This window comes from Bacillus sp. 1780r2a1 (assembly GCA_024134725.1).
Classification (GTDB): Bacteria; Bacillota; Bacilli; order Bacillales; family Bacillaceae_H; genus Priestia; species Priestia aryabhattai_A.
In genome coordinates this window covers 3,028,137-3,047,081 of the sequence record CP099863.1, presented here as the reverse complement: position 1 = coordinate 3,047,081, position 18,945 = coordinate 3,028,137, and the positions used below count along the sequence as shown (strand labels likewise).

Below are 18,945 nucleotides of genomic sequence, written 5' to 3'. Positions count from 1 at the left end.
GGGGATGATTTGATGAACGCGGAAATTATTGGAGTAGGTTCAGAGCTTTTGCTAGGCCAAATTGCCAATACAAACGCGCAGTACCTATCTAAAAAATTTGCAGAGCTTGGTATTAATGTATACTATCATACGGTAGTTGGCGATAATGAAAGCCGATTAAAAGAAGCTATTTTGACCGCTCAAAAGCGTGCGGATTTGATTGTATTTACAGGCGGGCTTGGTCCGACAAAAGACGACCTTACCAAAGAAACAATTGCTTCAGAACTAGGTGTCTCACTTGTAACAGATCACAAAGCGCTTGAAAGTATTGAATCGTACTTCGAAAAAACCAATCGAACAATGACGCCTAATAATAGGAAGCAAGCAATTGTACTTGAAGGTGCAACAATACTGCCAAACGATTATGGAATGGCACCGGGAATGGGTATTACGGTGAATGGTATTGACTACATGTTGTTTCCTGGTCCGCCAAAGGAACTTTATCCTATGTATGAGTCGTATGGACAAGCATATTTAGCAGAAAAGCTAGATATAAAAGAGCAAATTGAGTCTCGTGTTTTACGTTTCTTTGGAATTGGAGAGTCTCAGTTAGAAACAGATATTGAAGATTTATTAGATGCACAAACAAACCCAACCATTGCACCGTTAGCTGCTGATGGAGAAGTAACGCTTCGCTTAACGGCTAAGCATGAGGATGTGGCCGAGGCCCATCGAATGCTTGATGAAGTAGAAAAGCAGATTATGAATCGTGTAGGAGAGTTTTTCTATGGATATGACCTGACGTCTCTACAAGCAGAGCTCATTGCTACGCTTCAAGAACAACAAGTGACGGTTGCTTCAGCTGAAAGCTTAACTGGCGGCTTGTTCAGTGGGACGCTGACAAGCATTCCTGGATCTGGAGATGTTGTAAAAGGCAGCATCGTTGCTTATCAAACTGAGATAAAGCACCACGTATTACATGTAGCAAAAGAAACCCTAGAGCGAGACGGAGCAGTTAGCAAGAGGTGCGCAGAAGAAATGGCCGTTGGTGTGAAAAAACTGACAGGCTCTGATATTGGCATTAGTTTTACAGGCGTCGCTGGTCCGTCTAAGCAAGAAGATAAGGAAGTTGGTACAGTTTATATTGGTATAGCTTTTAAAGATGAGAAAACACGCGTATATCCGTTAAAGCTTACGGGCAGTCGTGATGGTATTCGTAAACGTACTGTGAATTATGGAAGCTATTATCTTTTACAACTTCTGAAACAGTGATATATTGAAATGGTTTAGTCCCTCCTTGTATATAAGGAGGGATTTTTCCTTCACAAATATTCACTTTTTTCTTTTAATATAGTCCCAGCCTTCAAAATAAAAAAATCGAACATTTATTCGCTTTTTGCTTGTCAAATGACTTGAAAGCGAGTATAGTTATGTATAGAAAGTTAATTAAAACGTCATTGCTACTACAACGTAGTAATCTTAAATTATAAAAAAAAGCAAGCAAGTATAGAGGAGGAAATCGAGTGAACGATCGTCAAGCAGCCCTTGATATGGCTCTAAAACAAATTGAAAAGCAATTCGGTAAAGGTTCAATTATGAAATTAGGAGAGCAAACTGAACGTAAAATTTCAACTGTGTCTAGTGGTTCTCTAGCGTTAGATGTTGCGCTTGGTGTAGGTGGATATCCGCGAGGGCGTATTATTGAAGTTTATGGTCCAGAAAGTTCTGGTAAAACAACAGTTGCACTTCATGCAATCGCAGAAGTGCAACAGCAGGGCGGACAAGCAGCGTTTATCGATGCTGAGCATGCGCTAGATCCGGTTTATGCACAAAAGCTGGGTGTTAATATTGATGAGCTTCTTTTATCACAGCCTGATACAGGTGAACAAGCTCTTGAAATTGCTGAAGCGTTGGTTCGTAGTGGAGCGGTTGACATTCTAGTTATTGACTCTGTTGCAGCACTTGTGCCTAAGGCTGAAATTGAAGGTGAAATGGGAGATTCTCACGTTGGTTTACAAGCTCGTTTAATGTCTCAAGCACTTCGTAAGCTGTCAGGTGCTATTAATAAATCGAAGACAATTGCTGTTTTCATTAACCAAATTCGTGAAAAAGTTGGCGTTATGTTTGGTAACCCTGAAACAACGCCAGGTGGACGTGCGCTTAAGTTTTACTCTTCAGTGCGCCTTGAAGTTCGTCGTGCTGAGCAGTTGAAGCAAGGTAACGATATTGTGGGAAATAAAACAAGAATTAAAGTTGTCAAAAACAAAGTAGCACCACCATTCCGCGCAGCTGAAGTGGATATTATGTACGGAGAAGGAATTTCGAAAGAAGGAGAAATTTTAGATATTGCTTCTGATTTAGATATCGTACAAAAAAGTGGAGCTTGGTATTCTTATAACGAAGAACGTTTAGGTCAAGGCCGTGAGAATGCGAAACAATTCCTAAAAGAGAATATTGATATTCGCCAAGAAATTGCTGGTCAAGTTCGTGAATATCATGGATTAGATGAAGCGGCAGAGCAAATGCCTGAAGACGATGGTCAAGATGAATTGAAAATTTAATGGCATTTCTTTTGCTTAAAAAAGACTCTTTTTTAAAAAAGGGTCTTTTTTTTGAAAAAAATGTTAATCATAGTGATAGCAAGCGCATGAATTTTCGTGACATAGCATTTTCATAGGCTTGACAATAAAAATGGACAGACTTACAATTAAGATGTATATTTTCCCTTTTTAAAACATTTTAGCGTTTAAAAGCCTTTGTGTGTATATTGAAAGGTGAAGACGATATACATGCCGACATGAAATTAAAAACTTACAAGTTTATAGCAAGGGGAGGTGAAATGATGGATATAATTACAATCATCTTCGCTTTGCTTGGCCTAATCGTCGGTGCAGTTGTTGGCTTTTTTGTTTGTAAATCGATTGCTGAAGCTAAGGTTGCGGGAGCAAAGTCAAATGCAGAACAAATTATCGATGATGCAACCCGTGAAGCGGAAGCTTTGAAAAAGGAAGCTTTATTAGAAGCGAAAGATGAAATCCATCAGCTTCGTACAGAGGCAGAACTAGATATTCGTGATCGTCGAGCAGAACTTCAAAAACAAGAAAATCGATTAATGCAAAAAGAGGAAAATCTTGATCGTAAAGACGAGTCACTTGATAAACGTGAAGCGGCACTTGAAAAGAAAGATAATTCTCTTACTGTTAAACAACAGCATATTGAAGAGATGGAAAGCAAAGTTGAAGAATTAGTCAAGGCTGGTCAAGCGGAACTAGAACGCATTTCAGGCTTAACGAGAGACGATGCACGAGCGATTATTTTAGATCGTGTTGAAAATGAACTTTCCCATGATGTTGCGATGATGGTGAAAGAAACAGAAAATCGTGCAAAAGAAGAAGCAGATAAAAAGGCTAAAGAAATTCTTTCGCTTGCGATTCAGCGTTGTGCAGCAGATCACGTAGCTGAAACAACGGTTTCAGTTGTTAACTTACCAAACGATGAGATGAAAGGTCGAATCATTGGTCGAGAAGGTCGAAATATTCGTACATTAGAGACATTAACAGGTATTGATCTTATTATTGATGATACACCAGAAGCAGTTATTTTATCAGGTTTTGACCCTATTCGCCGTGAAACGGCACGTATCGCCTTGGACAAACTTGTTCAGGATGGACGTATTCACCCAGCTCGAATTGAAGAGATGGTTGAGAAATCTCGTCGTGAAGTAGATGAGTATATTCGTGAGGTTGGTGAACAGACGACGTTTGAAGTTGGAGTTCATGGCTTGCATCCAGATTTAATGAAGATACTAGGTCGTTTGAAATTCAGAACGAGCTATGGTCAGAACGTCTTAAAACATTCGATGGAAGTTGCTCATTTAGCTGGATTGATGGCTTCTGAACTTGGTGAAGATGCTACGCTTGCGAAGCGTGCAGGTTTGCTTCACGATATTGGAAAAGCAATCGACCACGAGGTAGAAGGAAGCCACGTTGAAATTGGCGTCGAGCTAGCTACGAAATATAAAGAGCATCCTGTTGTTATTAATGCAATTGCTTCACACCATGGTGACACAGAACCGACATCAATTATTGCTGTTCTAGTTGCTGCAGCAGATGCGTTATCAGCTGCAAGGCCGGGTGCTAGAAGTGAAACGTTAGAAAACTACATCCGTCGCTTAGAAAAGCTTGAAGAAATTTCTGAGTCTTATGAGGGTGTTGAAAAATCATTTGCTATTCAAGCAGGACGTGAAGTCCGCATTATGGTTAAACCAGATACGATTGGTGACTTAGAAGCGCATCGCTTAGCGCGTGATATTCGCAAACGCATAGAAGATGAACTAGACTATCCTGGTCATATTAAAGTAACAGTAATTCGAGAAACACGAGCTGTTGAATACGCGAAATAAGTAAAATAAAGTGGCGATTGCCACTTTATTTTTTTGAGTCAGAAATAAGGAGCTAAAAGATGAGAATTTTATTTATTGGAGACGTTGTTGGTTCTCCAGGCCGAGATATGGTAGAAGAATATTTACCACGATTAAAGAGAAAATATGCGCCAGGCTTAACAATTGTAAATGGTGAAAATGCTGCGTCTGGAAAAGGAATTACGGAAAAAATATATCGGGCATTTTTACAAGCTGGTGCAAATGTAGTCACGCTTGGTAATCACGCATGGGATAAGCGTGAAATCTTTGATTTCATTGATGATGCTAAGAACTTAGTGCGTCCAGCCAATTTCCCAGAGGGAACGCCTGGAAAAGGAATTACATATGTAACCTACAATCAATATGAAGTAGCTGTTATTAACTTACAAGGTCGAACGTTTATGGCCCCCCTTGACTGCCCGTTTAAAAAGATTGACGAGTTAATTGAACAAGCAAAGCAACGTACGCCAATTATTTTTGTTGATTTTCATGCCGAAACCACAAGTGAGAAGCAGGCGATTGGCTGGTACGTAGATGGTCGCGTAAGTGCTGTAGTTGGAACTCACACGCATGTTCAAACAGCTGATAACCGTATTTTACCTCAAGGAACTGCATATATTTCAGATGTTGGAATGACAGGTCCTTATGATGGTATATTAGGCATGGAGCGAGAAGCAGTAATGAAGCGTTTCTTAACATCGCTTCCAGTTCGCTTTGAAGTTCCAAAGGAAGGTCGAACGCAGCTGAGTGGAGTTATTATTGACCTTGATGAGAAAACAGGTCAAGCTAAAAAAATTGATCGGATTTTAATTAATGATGATCATCCTTTTTTTGAATAAATGAGATAAAAAAAGTGGTATGTTTCTGTGGAGGCGTACCGCTTTTTTTGTCGTTTTACTGAGCGAAAAAGAACAAAGATTAGCGAATATGTACAAACGACAAGTTTTTAAACAATTAGAGAAAACAAGCAGGAATACGTTTACTATTTCGTGAATATAGTATCATTGAAATCAATTAAGTCATTGGTCTAATGATCTCTCATCATACATTGTAAAGAATAAGGAGGAGTTAGATATGGAAATTTTAAAGGTTTCGGCGAAGTCTAACCCGAATTCAGTTGCTGGTGCTTTAGCCGGAGTATTGCGCGAACGTGGTGCAGCTGAAATTCAGGCGATTGGCGCTGGTGCACTAAATCAGGCAGTAAAAGCAGTCGCAATAGCTCGAGGTTTTGTAGCGCCAAGCGGTGTCGACTTAATCTGTATTCCTGCTTTTACCGATATTCAAATTGACGGGGAAGAACGGACAGCGATTAAACTCATCGTTGAACCTCGTTAATCATAAAATGGACGGGACCTGCTAGGTATAACCTAGCAGGTCTTTTTTGTAGATAATAGATTGAAAGGAGTAGAGGAAATGATTTTCGATGCGCATTGTGACGTGTTAGCCAAGTTATGGTGGAATCAACATTTATCTGTGGAAAATAGCCCGAACCTCCATACAACGATTGATGGAATGAAGCAAGCAGGTGGTAAAGTACAAATATTTGCTATCTTTATTCCAGAAGCTGTTCCAGCAGAGCAGCAGTTTGACGTGGCTCTTGAAATGGTGCAGCTCTTTAAAAAGCATATTATTAGCTCTCCGAACGTTAAGTGGATTCGATCACAGGAGGATATTGTACGTTTAGGGAAGAAAGAAATAGGCGCAATGCTTAGTTTAGAAGGGTGTGATGCTATTGGAGTTCATCTCGTTCGTTTACAAACGCTATTTGCTTTAGGGGTTAGGTCAGTAGGTCTGACATGGAACTATGCGAATGCGGCATGCGATGGTATTCTAGAACCACGTGGTGCCGGTTTGTCTAGCTTTGGCAAAGAGATTGTAAAGGAAAATAATCGTCATAAAGTCTGGACCGATGTTTCTCACTTATCAGTGCAAGGCTTTTGGGATGTATTAGAAGAATCGGATTTCGTTGTCGCAACTCATTCAAACGCGTATTCACTGTGTTCGAACCCGAGGAATTTACGCGATGATCAAATTGATGCCTTACTGAAAAAAAAGAGTGTTATTGGCATTACCTTTGTCCCGCAGTTTTTAACGGATAAAAATGAAGCGACCGTGGATGATGTATTAAGACATCTGGATTATATATGTAGCAGAGGAGGAGAGTATTCAGTTGGATTTGGCTCAGACTTTGATGGTATTGATCAAACAGTAGTAGGACTAAGTAAATTTAAAGATTATCACAATCTAATTAACCAACTACATAAGCATTATTCAGCGGACCAAGTGCATCGATTTTTATTTTCAAATTTTGTGCAACGATTACCATAATGAACCTAGTAAATACGGTAAAAATATAAATCTGTGAATTATGTGGAAAGGGTTGCATTTTAGCGCATGTGGGAATAGAATTGTAGACGGATTAAGAAACTTAGTATTTTATTGCTCACTTTTAGAATGATTTCATTAGAAAGAAGAGCAATCTTGACAGAATAAAAGGAGTGGCTTAGATGGTAAAGCAGCTTTCATGGAAAGTTGGCGGTCAGCAGGGTGAAGGAATCGAAAGTACAGGTGAAATTTTCTCAACTGCCTTAAATCGATTGGGATACTATTTATACGGCTATCGTCATTTTTCTTCACGTATTAAAGGTGGACATACAAACAATAAAATTCGTGTAAGTACAACGCAAGTGCGTTCTGTATCAGATGATTTAGATATTTTAGTAGCGTTTGATCAGGAAACAATCGATGTGAACGTACATGAGCTTCGTCAAGGTGGCATTGTCATTGGAGATGCGAAGTTTAAACCAGCACTTCCTGAAAACTGTACAACAGCAACGTTGTATTCCGTACCGTTTACCGAAATTGCAACTGAACTTGGAACGTCTTTAATGAAGAACATGGTAGCAGTAGGAGCGTCAAGCGCTGTTTTACATATTGATACAAATGTATTCGAAGAAGTAGTATTAGAGATTTTTGGTCGCAAAGGACAACAAGTTGTTCAAAAGAATATGGAAGCTATTAAACGAGGCGCAGAATATATTCGTGAGCAGCTTGGTGAGAATTTAGAAACGATGAGACTTGAACCAGCAGATGGACAAAAGCGTATGTTTATGATTGGAAATGACGCTATAGCTTTAGGTGCTGTAGCAGGTGGAGCGCGCTTTATGCCTGCATATCCAATTACGCCTGCATCAGAAATTATGGAGTATTTAATTAAAAAGCTTCCGCAGTTTGGCGGTACGGTTATTCAAACTGAGGATGAAATTGCAGCGTGTACAATGGCAATTGGTGCAAACTATGCCGGCGTTCGTGCCTTAACAGCATCAGCGGGTCCTGGGCTATCTCTTATGATGGAGTCAATTGGTCTTGCAGGGATTACAGAGCAGCCAATCGTTATCATTGATACACAGCGTGGAGGCCCAAGTACAGGATTGCCGACAAAACAAGAACAATCCGACTTAATGGCAATGATCTACGGCACTCATGGTGAAATTCCGAAAATCGTGATGGCGCCAAGTACGGTTGAAGAAGCCTTCTATGATACAATCGAAGCATTTAACCTAGCTGAAGAATACCAGTGTCCTGTTATTATGCTGACGGATTTACAACTTTCACTTGGAAAACAATCTGTGAATCCTCTAGACTATAGTCGCATTCAAATTCGCCGAGGAAAGCTTCAAAAAGATGAGCTTCCTGAGCTGGAAGCGAAAGAATACTATAAGCGTTACGAAGTGACAAAAGATGGCGTTTCTCCTCGCGTTATTCCTGGTATGAAAAATGGTATTCATCACGTCACAGGAGTTGAACATGATGAAACAGGAAAGCCTTCTGAGTCACCAATTAACCGTAATAACCAAATGGATAAGCGTATGAGAAAGCTAGACAACATTCAGTTTAAAACACCAATTCATCTACATTCAGATGAAGTTGATTCAGATGTCTTATTCGTTGGCTTTAATTCAACAAGAGGGGCAATTGAAGAAGCGATGGAGCGTTTAGAAGCAGACGGACTTCGCGTCAACCATGCGCATATTCGCTTGATTCATCCGTTCCCTGCTGATGAAATTCTTCCTTATGTAAATGGAGCGAAGAAGGTCGTTGTAGTGGAAAATAACGCTACGGGCCAATTAGCCAATATTTTAAAGATGAATGTCGGTAATCACCATAAAGTGCAGAGTATCTTAAAGTATGATGGAAATCCATTTCTACCGCAAGAAGTCTACGCAAAAAGTAAGGAGATGTGCTTGATTAATGGCAACGTTTAAAGATTTTCGTAATAGTGTAAAACCTAACTGGTGTCCAGGGTGTGGAGATTTCTCGGTTCAAGCAGCAATTCAACGTGCATCGGCCAACGTAGGACTAGAACCACATGAACTAGCAGTTATTTCTGGTATTGGATGCTCTGGGCGTATTTCTGGTTACATTAACTCATACGGATTTCATGGTATTCATGGACGTGCGCTACCAATTGCGCAAGGTGTGAAAATGGCTAATCGTGATTTAACGGTTATTGCTTCTGGTGGAGATGGCGATGGATTTGCCATTGGTATGGGGCATACTGTTCATGCAATTCGCCGTAATATTGATGTGACATATATCGTAATGGATAACCAAATTTATGGCTTAACAAAAGGGCAAACATCTCCTCGTAGCGATGTAGGCTTTAAGACAAAGAGCACGCCGGAAGGTTCGATTGAATCATCTTTGTCTGTTATGGAACTTGCTTTAACATCTGGTGCAACTTTTGTGGCACAGAGTTTTTCAACTGATTTAAAAGAGCTTACAAGTTTAATTGAACAAGGTATTCAGCATAAAGGGTTTTCTTTAATTAACGTATTCAGCCCATGTGTAACATATAACAAAGTGAATACGTACGATTGGTTTAAAGAGAATTTAACAAGCCTTAAAACAATTGAAAACTACGATCCATCAAATCGTATGCAAGCGATGCAAACATTAATGGAACACAATGGATTAGTAACAGGGTTAATTTATCAAAATGCTAACCAACCTTCTTATCAGCAGCTTGTGCATGGTTATAGCGACCAGCCACTTGCTGATTCTGATTTAATGATGTCGGAAGAGAAATTTAAAGAACTTGTAGCTGAATTTATGTAAATGAAAAAACCTTCTTGATGAGTGGGACTGACCCCGTAAAGTGAGACAAATAAAAAACACCTTTAAGTTGAAAACTGGGTATGTAGTACCTAACCATCACTTGGAGGTGTTTTTTCTATGGGAACAAGAGTCAGTTATCCAGTCGAACTAAAGTTAAAGGCAATTGAAATGAGATTAGCCGGTGTACCTGTAAAAGAAGTCTTATCACAACTAAACATTCGAAATCCTACCCAATTAAAAACGTGGATGAAGTGGTATCAAACTGGGAATGTACACCGGTTGGAACAGCCAGTAGGCAAGCAATATGCCTATGGAAAAGGTCCTGATTTTGAAAGCGAGACAGCGAAGTTAGAGGCTGAGAACCGACAGTTAAAGCAACAAATCGAGATTTTAAAAAAGTACAAGGAATTGGAAAGGAAGTGGTACCAGAAATCGCAGTGAACCTAGTGGAAGAGTTAAAAGAACAAATCCCTATTTATCAAATCTGTTTCCATCTTGGTATTCCCCGATCCACTTACTACCGTTGGAAGCAGCATAGTCAACAGGATACACGAAAGAAATGGATGGAACAGCAAGTGGGTGAACAATGTCGTGCACACAAGTTTCGATATGGCTATCGAAAAATCACAGCTGTACTCAAGCGAACCATGAAGATTAACCACAAGTTTGTGCAGCGTACCATGCAGAAATACGGTTGGCAATGTCGTGTTAAACGAAAGAAACGGCAGCGAACAGGGCAACCTTATCAGGTTGCAGAGAATGTATTAAATCGTGACTTTCAAGCTGAACGCCCTCTCCAAAAGCTCGTGACCGATATTACGTACTTGCCTTTTGGGCCGAAACCATTGTATCTTTCAAGTATTCAAGATTTATTTAACGGAGAGATTATTGCGTATTCCATAGGTGATTGTCAAAATGTCGCGTTTGTTTTAGACACGCTTAACCAACTCCCTTCTCTACCGGAAGGGTGCACGTTGCATAGTGATCAAGGCTCTGTGTACACATCGTATGCTTATCAACAAACAATTAAAGAGAAAGGCATTATCATGAGTATGTCCCGAAAAGGGACGCCCGCAGATAATGCCTCAATTGAATCGTTTCATTCCTCACTAAAGTCTGAAACGTTCTACCTTGACGAGTTGACATACACTACGACTACCATCGTAGAGCAAACCGTCAAAAGCTATATTACGTATTATAACCATGCCCGTATTCAAACAAAATTAAACAACCAGTCTCCTGTACAATACAGAAAACTGGTTGTTTAAAAGGTGTTTTGATTCCTGTCTCAAAAACAGGGGTCAGTCCCGAGTCAAGAAGGTTTTTTTTGATATTTTTTCTCTCGTGGTGACATATGTATATGTGGAGAGGACTCGCTTATTTACCTAAATTTAAAAAGGTGTTAATATATTTGTGATGAAAGCGTTTTTATAAAAAGGGGATGTGCACCATGGGTGGAAAAATGAAAGCGTTGATAAAGGATAAGAGGGGATTTGGAGCTGCTTTAACTGAAGTTAATATTCCATCAATTGCAGAAGACGAAGTATTAATTAAAGTGAAAGCAACTTCAATTTGCGGTACAGACGTTCATATTTATAAATGGGATAAATGGGCATCTTCACGCGTCAACCCTCCTTATGTGTTCGGTCATGAATTTTCGGGAGAAGTTGTTCAAGTTGGTCAAAATGTAGCGGGCGTACAGATTGGGGACTCTGTTTCGGCTGAAACGCATATTGTATGTGGACGGTGCATGCAGTGCTTGTTAGGTAACGCTCATATTTGTCAAAAAACAAAAATTATTGGTGTTGACCGAATGGGCTGCTTTGCTGAGTATGTAGCTGTACCAGCTCAAAATATTTGGAAAAACCCTAGTCACTTATCTCATGACGTTGCATCTTTGCAGGAACCGCTTGGAAATGCAGTTCATACAGTTTTAAATGATAGTATTGCAGGTAAATCTGTCTTAGTAATAGGATGTGGGCCTATTGGTTTAATGGCCGTAGCCGTTGCAAAAGCTTCTGGAGCATCTCTTGTGGTAGCGATGGATGTGAATGAGTATCGCTTGAGCTTGGCTAAGGACCTTGGAGCTCATGTTGCCCTTAATCCTCTTGAACAAGATCCGATAGAGGTTGTCAATAAGTTGACAAGTGGTAATGGTATAGATGTTGTCTGTGAAATGTCAGGCCAGTCCACAGCAATGAATCAAGGATTTAAGATAGTTGCAAATGGGGGAAGAGTATCTATTTTAAGTTTACCAACGGCACCTGTTTCCATTGATGTGACGAATGATATTGTATTTAAAGGGGTAACAGTTCAAGGCATTACAGGGCGTAAAATGTTTTCAACTTGGTATACAGTTTCTAATTTATTGGCAGGAAATCAGTTGAATATGAACGAACTAATTACGCATCGTTTGCCACTAGAAGATTATGAAAAAGGCTTTGAGCTCATGATGGAAGGAAAATGCGGGAAAGTTGTATTCATTTTAGAATAGTTGAAAGGGGAAGGGTCAAATGAGAGGGTTTGAATTCTTAGATCAAGAGCTACAGGAAATGAAAAAAGCAGGTACTTTTCGCAACTTGATACCAATTGAGTCTGAACAAGGATCAAAGGTGCAGATTAATGGGCAGAAGCTTATTCAGCTATCGTCAAACAATTATTTAGGATTAACATCTCATCCTAAAATGAAGAGCGCAGCTATTGAAGCAGTTCAGAAATATGGTGCCGGTACGGGATCTGTGAGAACCATTGCAGGAACATTTTCTATGCACGAGGCACTGGAGAAAAAATTAGCGAAATTTAAGCATACGGAGGCAGCGCTTGTGTTTCAATCTGGTTTCACGACGAATCAAGGCGTGCTTTCATCCATTTTAACAAATGAAGATGTGGTGATTTCTGATGAACTAAATCATGCATCCATTATTGATGGGATTCGATTAACAAAAGCTGCTCGTAAAGTATATAAGCATGTGAATACGGAAGATTTGGAGAGAGCGCTTAAAGAATCAAAAGACTATCGTAAACGGATTATCGTAACGGATGGTGTATTCTCAATGGATGGTAACATTGCACCGCTTCCCAAAATTGTTGAGTTAGCTGAACAATATGATGCTCTTGTGATGGTAGACGATGCTCATGCCTCCGGAGTGCTTGGTGAGAATGGTCGAGGTACAGTCAATCATTTCGGTTTGGATGGACGCGTTCATATTCAAGTAGGGACGCTCAGTAAAGCAGTTGGTGTTCTTGGTGGTTATATTGCGAGCTCTCAGACGTTAATTGATTATCTAATTCACAAAGGCCGACCGTTTTTATTTAGTACTTCTCATCCACCGGCAGTGACGGCTGCATGCAGTGCGGCTATTGATGTCTTGCTTGAAGAGCCGGAGCTCATTGAGACACTATGGGAAAACACAGCCTTCTTTAAAAAAGGGTTGTCTGAGCTAGGTTTTGATATCGGGCACAGCGAAACGCCTGTTACACCCGTTATTATTGGTGATGAAGCATTAACGCATAAGTTTTCAGAAAAGCTAGCAGAAGCAGGTGTCTTTGCTCAAGGGATTGCGTTTCCAACGGTTGCTAAAGGAAAAGCTAGGATTAGAACAATCGTAACGGCTCAGCATACAAAGGATGAATTAACAGCTGCTCTTACTGCTTTTGAAAAAGTAGGAAAAGAGTTAAAGATTTTAGTATAAACGTCAAGAAAATACTGCACCCCGCAGTATTTTCTTTTTTACAGGTGAAGGGTATGTTATTGTGTTCAATAGATGAAAGTTATATACTAATATAATGTGATTCTGTTTCATTTTTTTGTATGAATAAAGACAAAAAATAAAAACATGAATGGCATTTTTTTTACGAGTTTATCAAGAAACACATAAAAATGAAAAAATTAGTAAATGTGCACGTTGAAAGGAGCTTTTACATGAACGAAAAACAACGTTTAGAAAGTGGACAAGTAACTCCAGCGGACAAAAAATCCGAGAAGGATTACAGTAAATATTTCCAAACAGTATATATGCCACCTTCTTTAAAGGATGCAAAAAAGCGTGGTAAAGAAGAGGTTGCTTATCATAACGACTTTTCTATTGAAGAGCGTTTCAAAGGTATGGGACAAGGCCGTAAGTTTTATATTCGTACATACGGCTGTCAAATGAACGAGCATGATACGGAAGTAATGGCAGGGATTTTCTTAAGCCTAGGCTATGAGCCAACTGACTCCGTTCAAGATGCCCATGTTATTTTATTAAATACATGTGCCATTCGCGAAAACGCTGAGAACAAAGTTTTTGGTGAGTTAGGCCATTTAAAGGCTTTAAAGCGTGAGCGTCCAGACTTACTAATCGGAGTATGTGGCTGTATGTCACAAGAAGAATCCGTTGTTAATAAAATCTTACAAAAGCATCAGCATGTTGATATGATTTTCGGAACACATAACATTCATCGTTTACCTCATATTTTAAATGAAGCATACATGGCAAAAGAAATGGTGATTGAAGTATGGTCGAAAGAAGGAGACGTTATTGAAAACCTTCCTCGTGCAAGAAAAGGCAGCATCAAAGCATGGGTTAATATCATGTACGGCTGTGATAAATTCTGCACGTACTGTATCGTTCCTTACACGCGTGGTAAAGAGCGAAGCCGTCGTCCGGAAGAAATCATTCAAGAAGTGCGCCACTTAGCCGCTCAAGGTTATAAAGAAATTACGCTGCTTGGTCAAAACGTAAATGCATACGGAAAAGACTTTGAAGATATGGAATACGGTCTAGGTGACTTAATGGATGAGATTCGTAAAATTGACGTTCTGCGTATTCGCTTTACAACAAGTCATCCACGTGACTTCGACGATCGTTTAATCGAAGTGTTAGCAAAAGGTGGAAACCTAGTTGATCACATCCATCTACCAGTTCAGTCAGGTAGCTCAGATATTCTGAAAATCATGGCACGTAAGTACTCACGTGAACACTACCTAGAGCTTGTTCGCAAAATCAAAGAAGCAATTCCAACAGCGTCTCTTACGACAGATATTATTGTTGGCTTCCCTAATGAAACGGATGAACAGTTTGAAGAAACGTTATCATTATACCGTGAAGTTGAATTTGATAGTGCTTATACGTTCATCTATTCTCCTCGCGAAGGTACGCCAGCTGCTAAAATGAAAGACAACGTGCCAATGGAAGTGAAAAAAGAGCGTCTTCAGCGTTTAAATGCGCTTGTAAACGAAATTTCTGCGAAGAAAATGCAGGAATACGAAGGTCGTGTTGTCGAAGTATTAGTGGAGGGTGAAAGTAAGAACAACCCAGATGTTTTAGCGGGCTATACTGAAAAGAATAAGCTTGTAAACTTTGTAGCACCACAATCAGTAATCGGTCAAGTTGTAAAAGTGAAAATTACAAAAGCTAAGACATGGTCTTTAGATGGAGAGATGGTAGAAGAAGCAGCAGAGGTGAAGTAAAATGTCTCAGTATACAAAAAGTGATGTGATTGCTAGAGCGAAAGAGCTTGCAAAAATGATTTCTGAAACGGAAGAAGTCGAATTCTTCAAGCGTGCAGAAGCTCAGCTGAACGAAAACCAAAAGGTTCGCGAAAAAATTGCGAGCATTAAAAGTTTGCAAAAACAAGCGGTGAACTTTCAGCACTATGGAAAAACCGAAGCGTTAAAGCAAGTGGAAGAAAAAATCGATCGAATTCAAGCTGAGCTAGATGAGCTGCCAATTATTCAGCAGTTTCAAGATTCTCAGGTTAATGTTAATGATTTGCTTCAGCTTGTCGCGAGTACAATCTCAAATACAGTCACTGATGAAATCATTGTGGCAACAGATGGTGACTTACTTCGTGGTGAAACAGGCTCAAAAGTCCGTAACACTCCGGGGGCAAGCTGCCATTAATAAAAAACTCCTAGCGGAAGCTGGGGGTTTTTTATGTTGTACAATTTTCTCTGGAATAATTGTCACATTTCTCTAAGGTGTTGCATACAATGAAACATAGGTTTTTTATGTCTTTAACCTAGTTTTACAAAATAATGTGCAAACAAGCGATAGAACCTGCATAGGATGAAATGAAGATAGTTTGAGGAGGGTATGCTCACATGTCACAACACTATAGAGAAATTATTACAAAAGCAGTCGTAGGTAAAGGGCGTAAGTTTACGCAGTCATCACACACGCTTACACCACCGAACCGACCGACGAGCATTTTAGGTTGCTGGGTAATTAACCATCAGTATGATGCTAAAAAGCGCGGAAATACAGTTGAAGTGGACGGCAAATATGATATTAACGTCTGGTATTCTTACAAAGATAATACAAAAACAGAAGTGTTTACAGAAACGGTTCACTATCGTGATGTGATTAAGCTCCGCCAGAAAGATGACGATGCTTTTGGAGATGATTGTGAAATTATCGTACGAGTGCTACAGCAACCAAATTGCCTTGAATGCACGATTTCACCAAACGGCAATAAAACGATTGTCCAAGTAGAGAGAGAGCTTTTAGCTGAGGTAATCGGAGAGACAAAAGTATGCGTAGCCGTTAATCCAAAAGGATGCGATGATGGTGATGAGCTTGATTTAGATGTTGATGATGATGAATTTGAAGACCTCAATCCAGATTTCATTTTAGGTGACGATGAGTAACTAGGAAGAATTTCTTCCTAGTTTTTTTATGTGCACCAAAAGTGATTAGCAAGTTTTACAATCATGAAGTTTTTCGCAAACCTATGTTATAATACGTGTAGAAAAAATGATTAACAGAAGTTTTTGGAGGAATAGTATGGCAACATATACGCCAATGATACAGCAATATTTAAAAATCAAGGCAGACTATCAAGATGCCTTTTTATTTTTTAGATTAGGTGATTTTTACGAAATGTTTTTCGAAGATGCAACGACAGCATCTCAAGAGTTAGAAATTACGTTAACAAGCCGAGACGGAGGGGGCGATGATCGCATCCCAATGTGCGGTGTACCATACCACTCAGCGCCTACATATATTGAAAGACTAATTGAAAAAGGCTATAAAGTGGCAATTTGTGAGCAAGTGGAAGATCCTAAGAAAGCCAAAGGAGTCGTCAAGCGTGAAGTTATTCAAGTGATTTCACCAGGAACTCTGATGAATGAAAAAGGGCTGCAAGAAAAAGAGAATAATTACATTTGCTCGGTCACGCATTTCCCAGATGACACGTTTGGATTAGCATTATCAGATTTATCAACAGGAGAAAATAGCGTGACTCTCATTTCTTCATTCCATGACGTTGTTTCTGAAATCTATGCAAAAGAAGCAAAGGAAATTGTTGTTTCAAGCAATTTTTCTGCTGAATTGCTGCAAACGCTAAAAGAAAGAATGACGATGACCATTTCGTTTGAAGAAAGTACAAAGGTTGAAGAATCGTTTTTACATTTAACTGAATCACTTCAACAGCAAAAATTAGTGGACACGTTTGCTCGCATTCTGCAGTATCTAGTACGTACCCAAAAGCGCTCTCTTGAGCATTTACAGCCTGTACAGCTTTATCAAATCAATGAATATATGAAAATTGATTTGTTCTCTAAGCGAAACTTAGAGTTGACGGAAACAATTCGTTCAAAAGGAAAAAAGGGTTCTCTTTTATGGCTCCTTGATCAAACAGTGACGGCAATGGGCGGACGCCTCTTAAAAAACTGGATTGATCGCCCTCTTTTAAGCAAAGAGAAAATTGATGAACGCTTAAATATGGTTGATGTTCTTATGAAGCAATTTTTTGAACGTGAAGAACTGCGAGATTTATTAAAAGAAGTGTACGACCTAGAGCGTTTAGCTGGGCGCGTTGCATTTGGCAATGTTAATGCGCGTGACTTAGTACAGCTGCGCAAATCACTGCAAAAGGTTCCTGAAATTCAAGAAGTGGTTTATCGATTAAACAATTCGTATGCTTCTAAACTTGTGGAAGATATTGATCCATGTGAAAGATTAACTGCGCTGTTGGAGAGAGGGTTAAAAGAACATCCTCCTTTATCTATTAAAGAAGGAGATATTATCGCAGACGGTTATCACGATCAACTTGATCAATACCGAGATGCTAGTCGAAACGGGAAGACGTGGATTGCGTCTTTAGAGCAAAAAGAGCGTGAAAAGACGGGGATTCGTTCGTTGAAAATTGGCTATAACCGCGTATTTGGCTACTATATTGAAGTAACGCGTGCCAATTTGCATCTATTACCTGAAGGCATGTATGAGCGTAAGCAAACTTTAACGAACGCTGAACGCTTTATTACACCTGAGCTTAAAGAAAAAGAAGCGCTTATTTTAGAAGCGGAAGAAAAAATCGTTGAGCTTGAGTACGAGCTGTTTGGACAAATTCGTGAAGAGGTCAAAGTGTATATTCCTCGCCTTCAAGCGCTAGCTAAAAAAGTAAGTGAGCTTGATGTGCTGCAGTGCTTTGCAAAGGTGAGCGAAGAGCGTCATTATACAAAGCCTGCGTTTTCTATTAATGGAGATATTCATATTAAAAATGGACGCCATCCAGTTGTTGAAAAAGTAATGAACGCACAAGAGTATGTACCAAATGACTGTCAAATGAAAGATGACAGTTCAATCTTACTCATTACAGGACCAAATATGTCGGGTAAGAGTACGTATATGCGCCAAGTAGCATTAACCGCTATTTTAGGACAAATCGGCTGTTTTGTTCCTGCGGAAGAAGCAGAGTTGCCAATCTTTGATCAAGTGTTTACGCGAATCGGAGCGGCTGATGATTTAATTTCAGGGCAAAGTACGTTCATGGTTGAAATGCTTGAAACGAAAAATGCAGTGACTAATGCGACGCAATCAAGCTTAATTTTACTAGATGAAATTGGACGAGGTACGTCAACATATGATGGAATGGCGTTAGCTCAAGCAATTATCGAATATGTGCACGAGCATATCGGATGTAAAACATTATTTTCTACGCACTATCATGAGCTAACAGTGCTAGACCAACAGCTTTCAGCACTACGTAATGTGCATGTTAGCGCTATTGAAAAGAACAATAAAGTAGTCTTCTTACACAAAATTAAAGAAGGACCAGCAGATAAGAGTTATGGTATTCATGTTGCTGAGCTAGCGGAACTTCCGGAGCCTTTATTACAGCGTGCGCGTGTCATTTTAGCAGATTTTGAGAACGCGAGCGAAGAGCCAAAAGTGAATCCGACTGCTGATACAGTAGCTGAACCTCAGCCAATTGAGCAGCCAAAAGCTGAACTTAAATCAGATACCGAACAAAGTCAGCTTTCATTTTTCGGAGAAGAAAAAGACCAGCAGGTAAAAGAAGCTAGTTTATCCAAGCGTGAAAAGCAAATTCTAGCAGAGTTAAAGCAGCTTGATATTCTGGAAATGACGCCGCTTGATGCAATGAACGCCATGTATAAGCTACAAAAATTACTGAAGAAGAAATAGACTTGAGAGGAGTGAGTC

General features: G+C 39.6%; 15 protein-coding genes. All 15 read left to right on the top strand.

Annotated features, from left to right (window positions below; all coding sequences use genetic code 11):
• The first annotated feature begins 12 nt into the window (after positions 1–12).
• The 15 genes from NIZ91_15290 (at position 13) to mutS (ending at position 18,927) form a co-directional block, all read left to right on the top strand.
• Entirely contained in the window at positions 13–1,251 is a 1,239-nt protein-coding gene (locus NIZ91_15290; GenBank protein ID USY54103.1) for a competence/damage-inducible protein A, read from the top strand.
• Between the two features lie 251 nt (positions 1,252–1,502).
• On the top strand, positions 1,503–2,540 hold the full coding sequence (gene recA / locus NIZ91_15285; GenBank protein USY54102.1) for a recombinase RecA: 1,038 nt from the start codon (positions 1,503–1,505) through the stop codon (positions 2,538–2,540).
• Between the two features lie 278 nt (positions 2,541–2,818).
• Positions 2,819–4,381 (top strand): ribonuclease Y, encoded by a 1,563-nt coding sequence (rny, locus tag NIZ91_15280; protein USY54101.1) that lies wholly within the window; start codon positions 2,819–2,821, stop codon positions 4,379–4,381.
• 59 nt (positions 4,382–4,440) lie between these two features.
• Positions 4,441–5,238 carry a TIGR00282 family metallophosphoesterase gene (locus NIZ91_15275; protein USY54100.1) on the top strand — a complete coding sequence of 266 codons (798 nt, stop codon included), beginning with the start codon at positions 4,441–4,443 and terminating at the stop codon, positions 5,236–5,238.
• Positions 5,239–5,473: 235 nt separating this feature from the next.
• A complete protein-coding gene (spoVS, locus tag NIZ91_15270) occupies positions 5,474–5,734 on the top strand; it encodes a stage V sporulation protein SpoVS (protein ID USY54099.1) in 261 nt (86 codons plus the stop codon).
• 78 nt (positions 5,735–5,812) lie between these two features.
• Entirely contained in the window at positions 5,813–6,727 is a 915-nt protein-coding gene (locus NIZ91_15265; protein ID USY54098.1) for a dipeptidase, read from the top strand.
• 179 nt (positions 6,728–6,906) lie between these two features.
• The gene (locus NIZ91_15260) at positions 6,907–8,664 is read left to right on the top strand and encodes a 2-oxoacid:acceptor oxidoreductase subunit alpha (protein USY54097.1); all 1,758 of its coding nucleotides are present in this window, start codon (positions 6,907–6,909) and stop codon (positions 8,662–8,664) included.
• Positions 8,651–9,517, top strand: a complete 867-nt coding sequence (locus NIZ91_15255; protein USY54096.1) for a 2-oxoacid:ferredoxin oxidoreductase subunit beta — start codon at positions 8,651–8,653, stop codon at positions 9,515–9,517. The genes NIZ91_15260 and NIZ91_15255 overlap by 14 nt, the downstream gene beginning before the upstream one ends.
• Before the next feature lie 117 nt (positions 9,518–9,634).
• Positions 9,635–10,785 (top strand): IS3 family transposase gene (locus tag NIZ91_15250; protein ID USY54095.1). Its coding sequence is split into 2 segments (ribosomal slippage): positions 9,635–9,908 and positions 9,908–10,785, totalling 1,152 coding nucleotides; the frame shifts between segments, so codons are not numbered across the junction.
• A 182-nt stretch (positions 10,786–10,967) separates the two neighbouring features.
• Entirely contained in the window at positions 10,968–12,011 is a 1,044-nt protein-coding gene (gene tdh, locus NIZ91_15245; GenBank protein ID USY54094.1) for an L-threonine 3-dehydrogenase, read from the top strand.
• A gap of 19 nt (positions 12,012–12,030) precedes the next feature.
• Entirely contained in the window at positions 12,031–13,209 is a 1,179-nt protein-coding gene (locus NIZ91_15240; protein USY54093.1) for a glycine C-acetyltransferase, read from the top strand.
• A gap of 230 nt (positions 13,210–13,439) precedes the next feature.
• Positions 13,440–14,969 carry a tRNA (N6-isopentenyl adenosine(37)-C2)-methylthiotransferase MiaB gene (gene miaB, locus NIZ91_15235; GenBank protein ID USY54092.1) on the top strand — a complete coding sequence of 510 codons (1,530 nt, stop codon included), beginning with the start codon at positions 13,440–13,442 and terminating at the stop codon, positions 14,967–14,969.
• Position 14,970: 1 nt separating this feature from the next.
• Positions 14,971–15,402 (top strand): RicAFT regulatory complex protein RicA family protein, encoded by a 432-nt coding sequence (locus NIZ91_15230; GenBank protein ID USY54091.1) that lies wholly within the window; start codon positions 14,971–14,973, stop codon positions 15,400–15,402.
• A 200-nt stretch (positions 15,403–15,602) separates the two neighbouring features.
• On the top strand, positions 15,603–16,148 hold the full coding sequence (locus tag NIZ91_15225; protein USY54090.1) for an outer spore coat protein CotE: 546 nt from the start codon (positions 15,603–15,605) through the stop codon (positions 16,146–16,148).
• Between the two features lie 136 nt (positions 16,149–16,284).
• Complete coding sequence (mutS, locus tag NIZ91_15220) at positions 16,285–18,927, top strand: DNA mismatch repair protein MutS (protein ID USY54089.1); 2,643 nt, start codon at positions 16,285–16,287, stop codon at positions 18,925–18,927.
• Positions 18,928–18,945 lie beyond the last annotated feature (18 nt).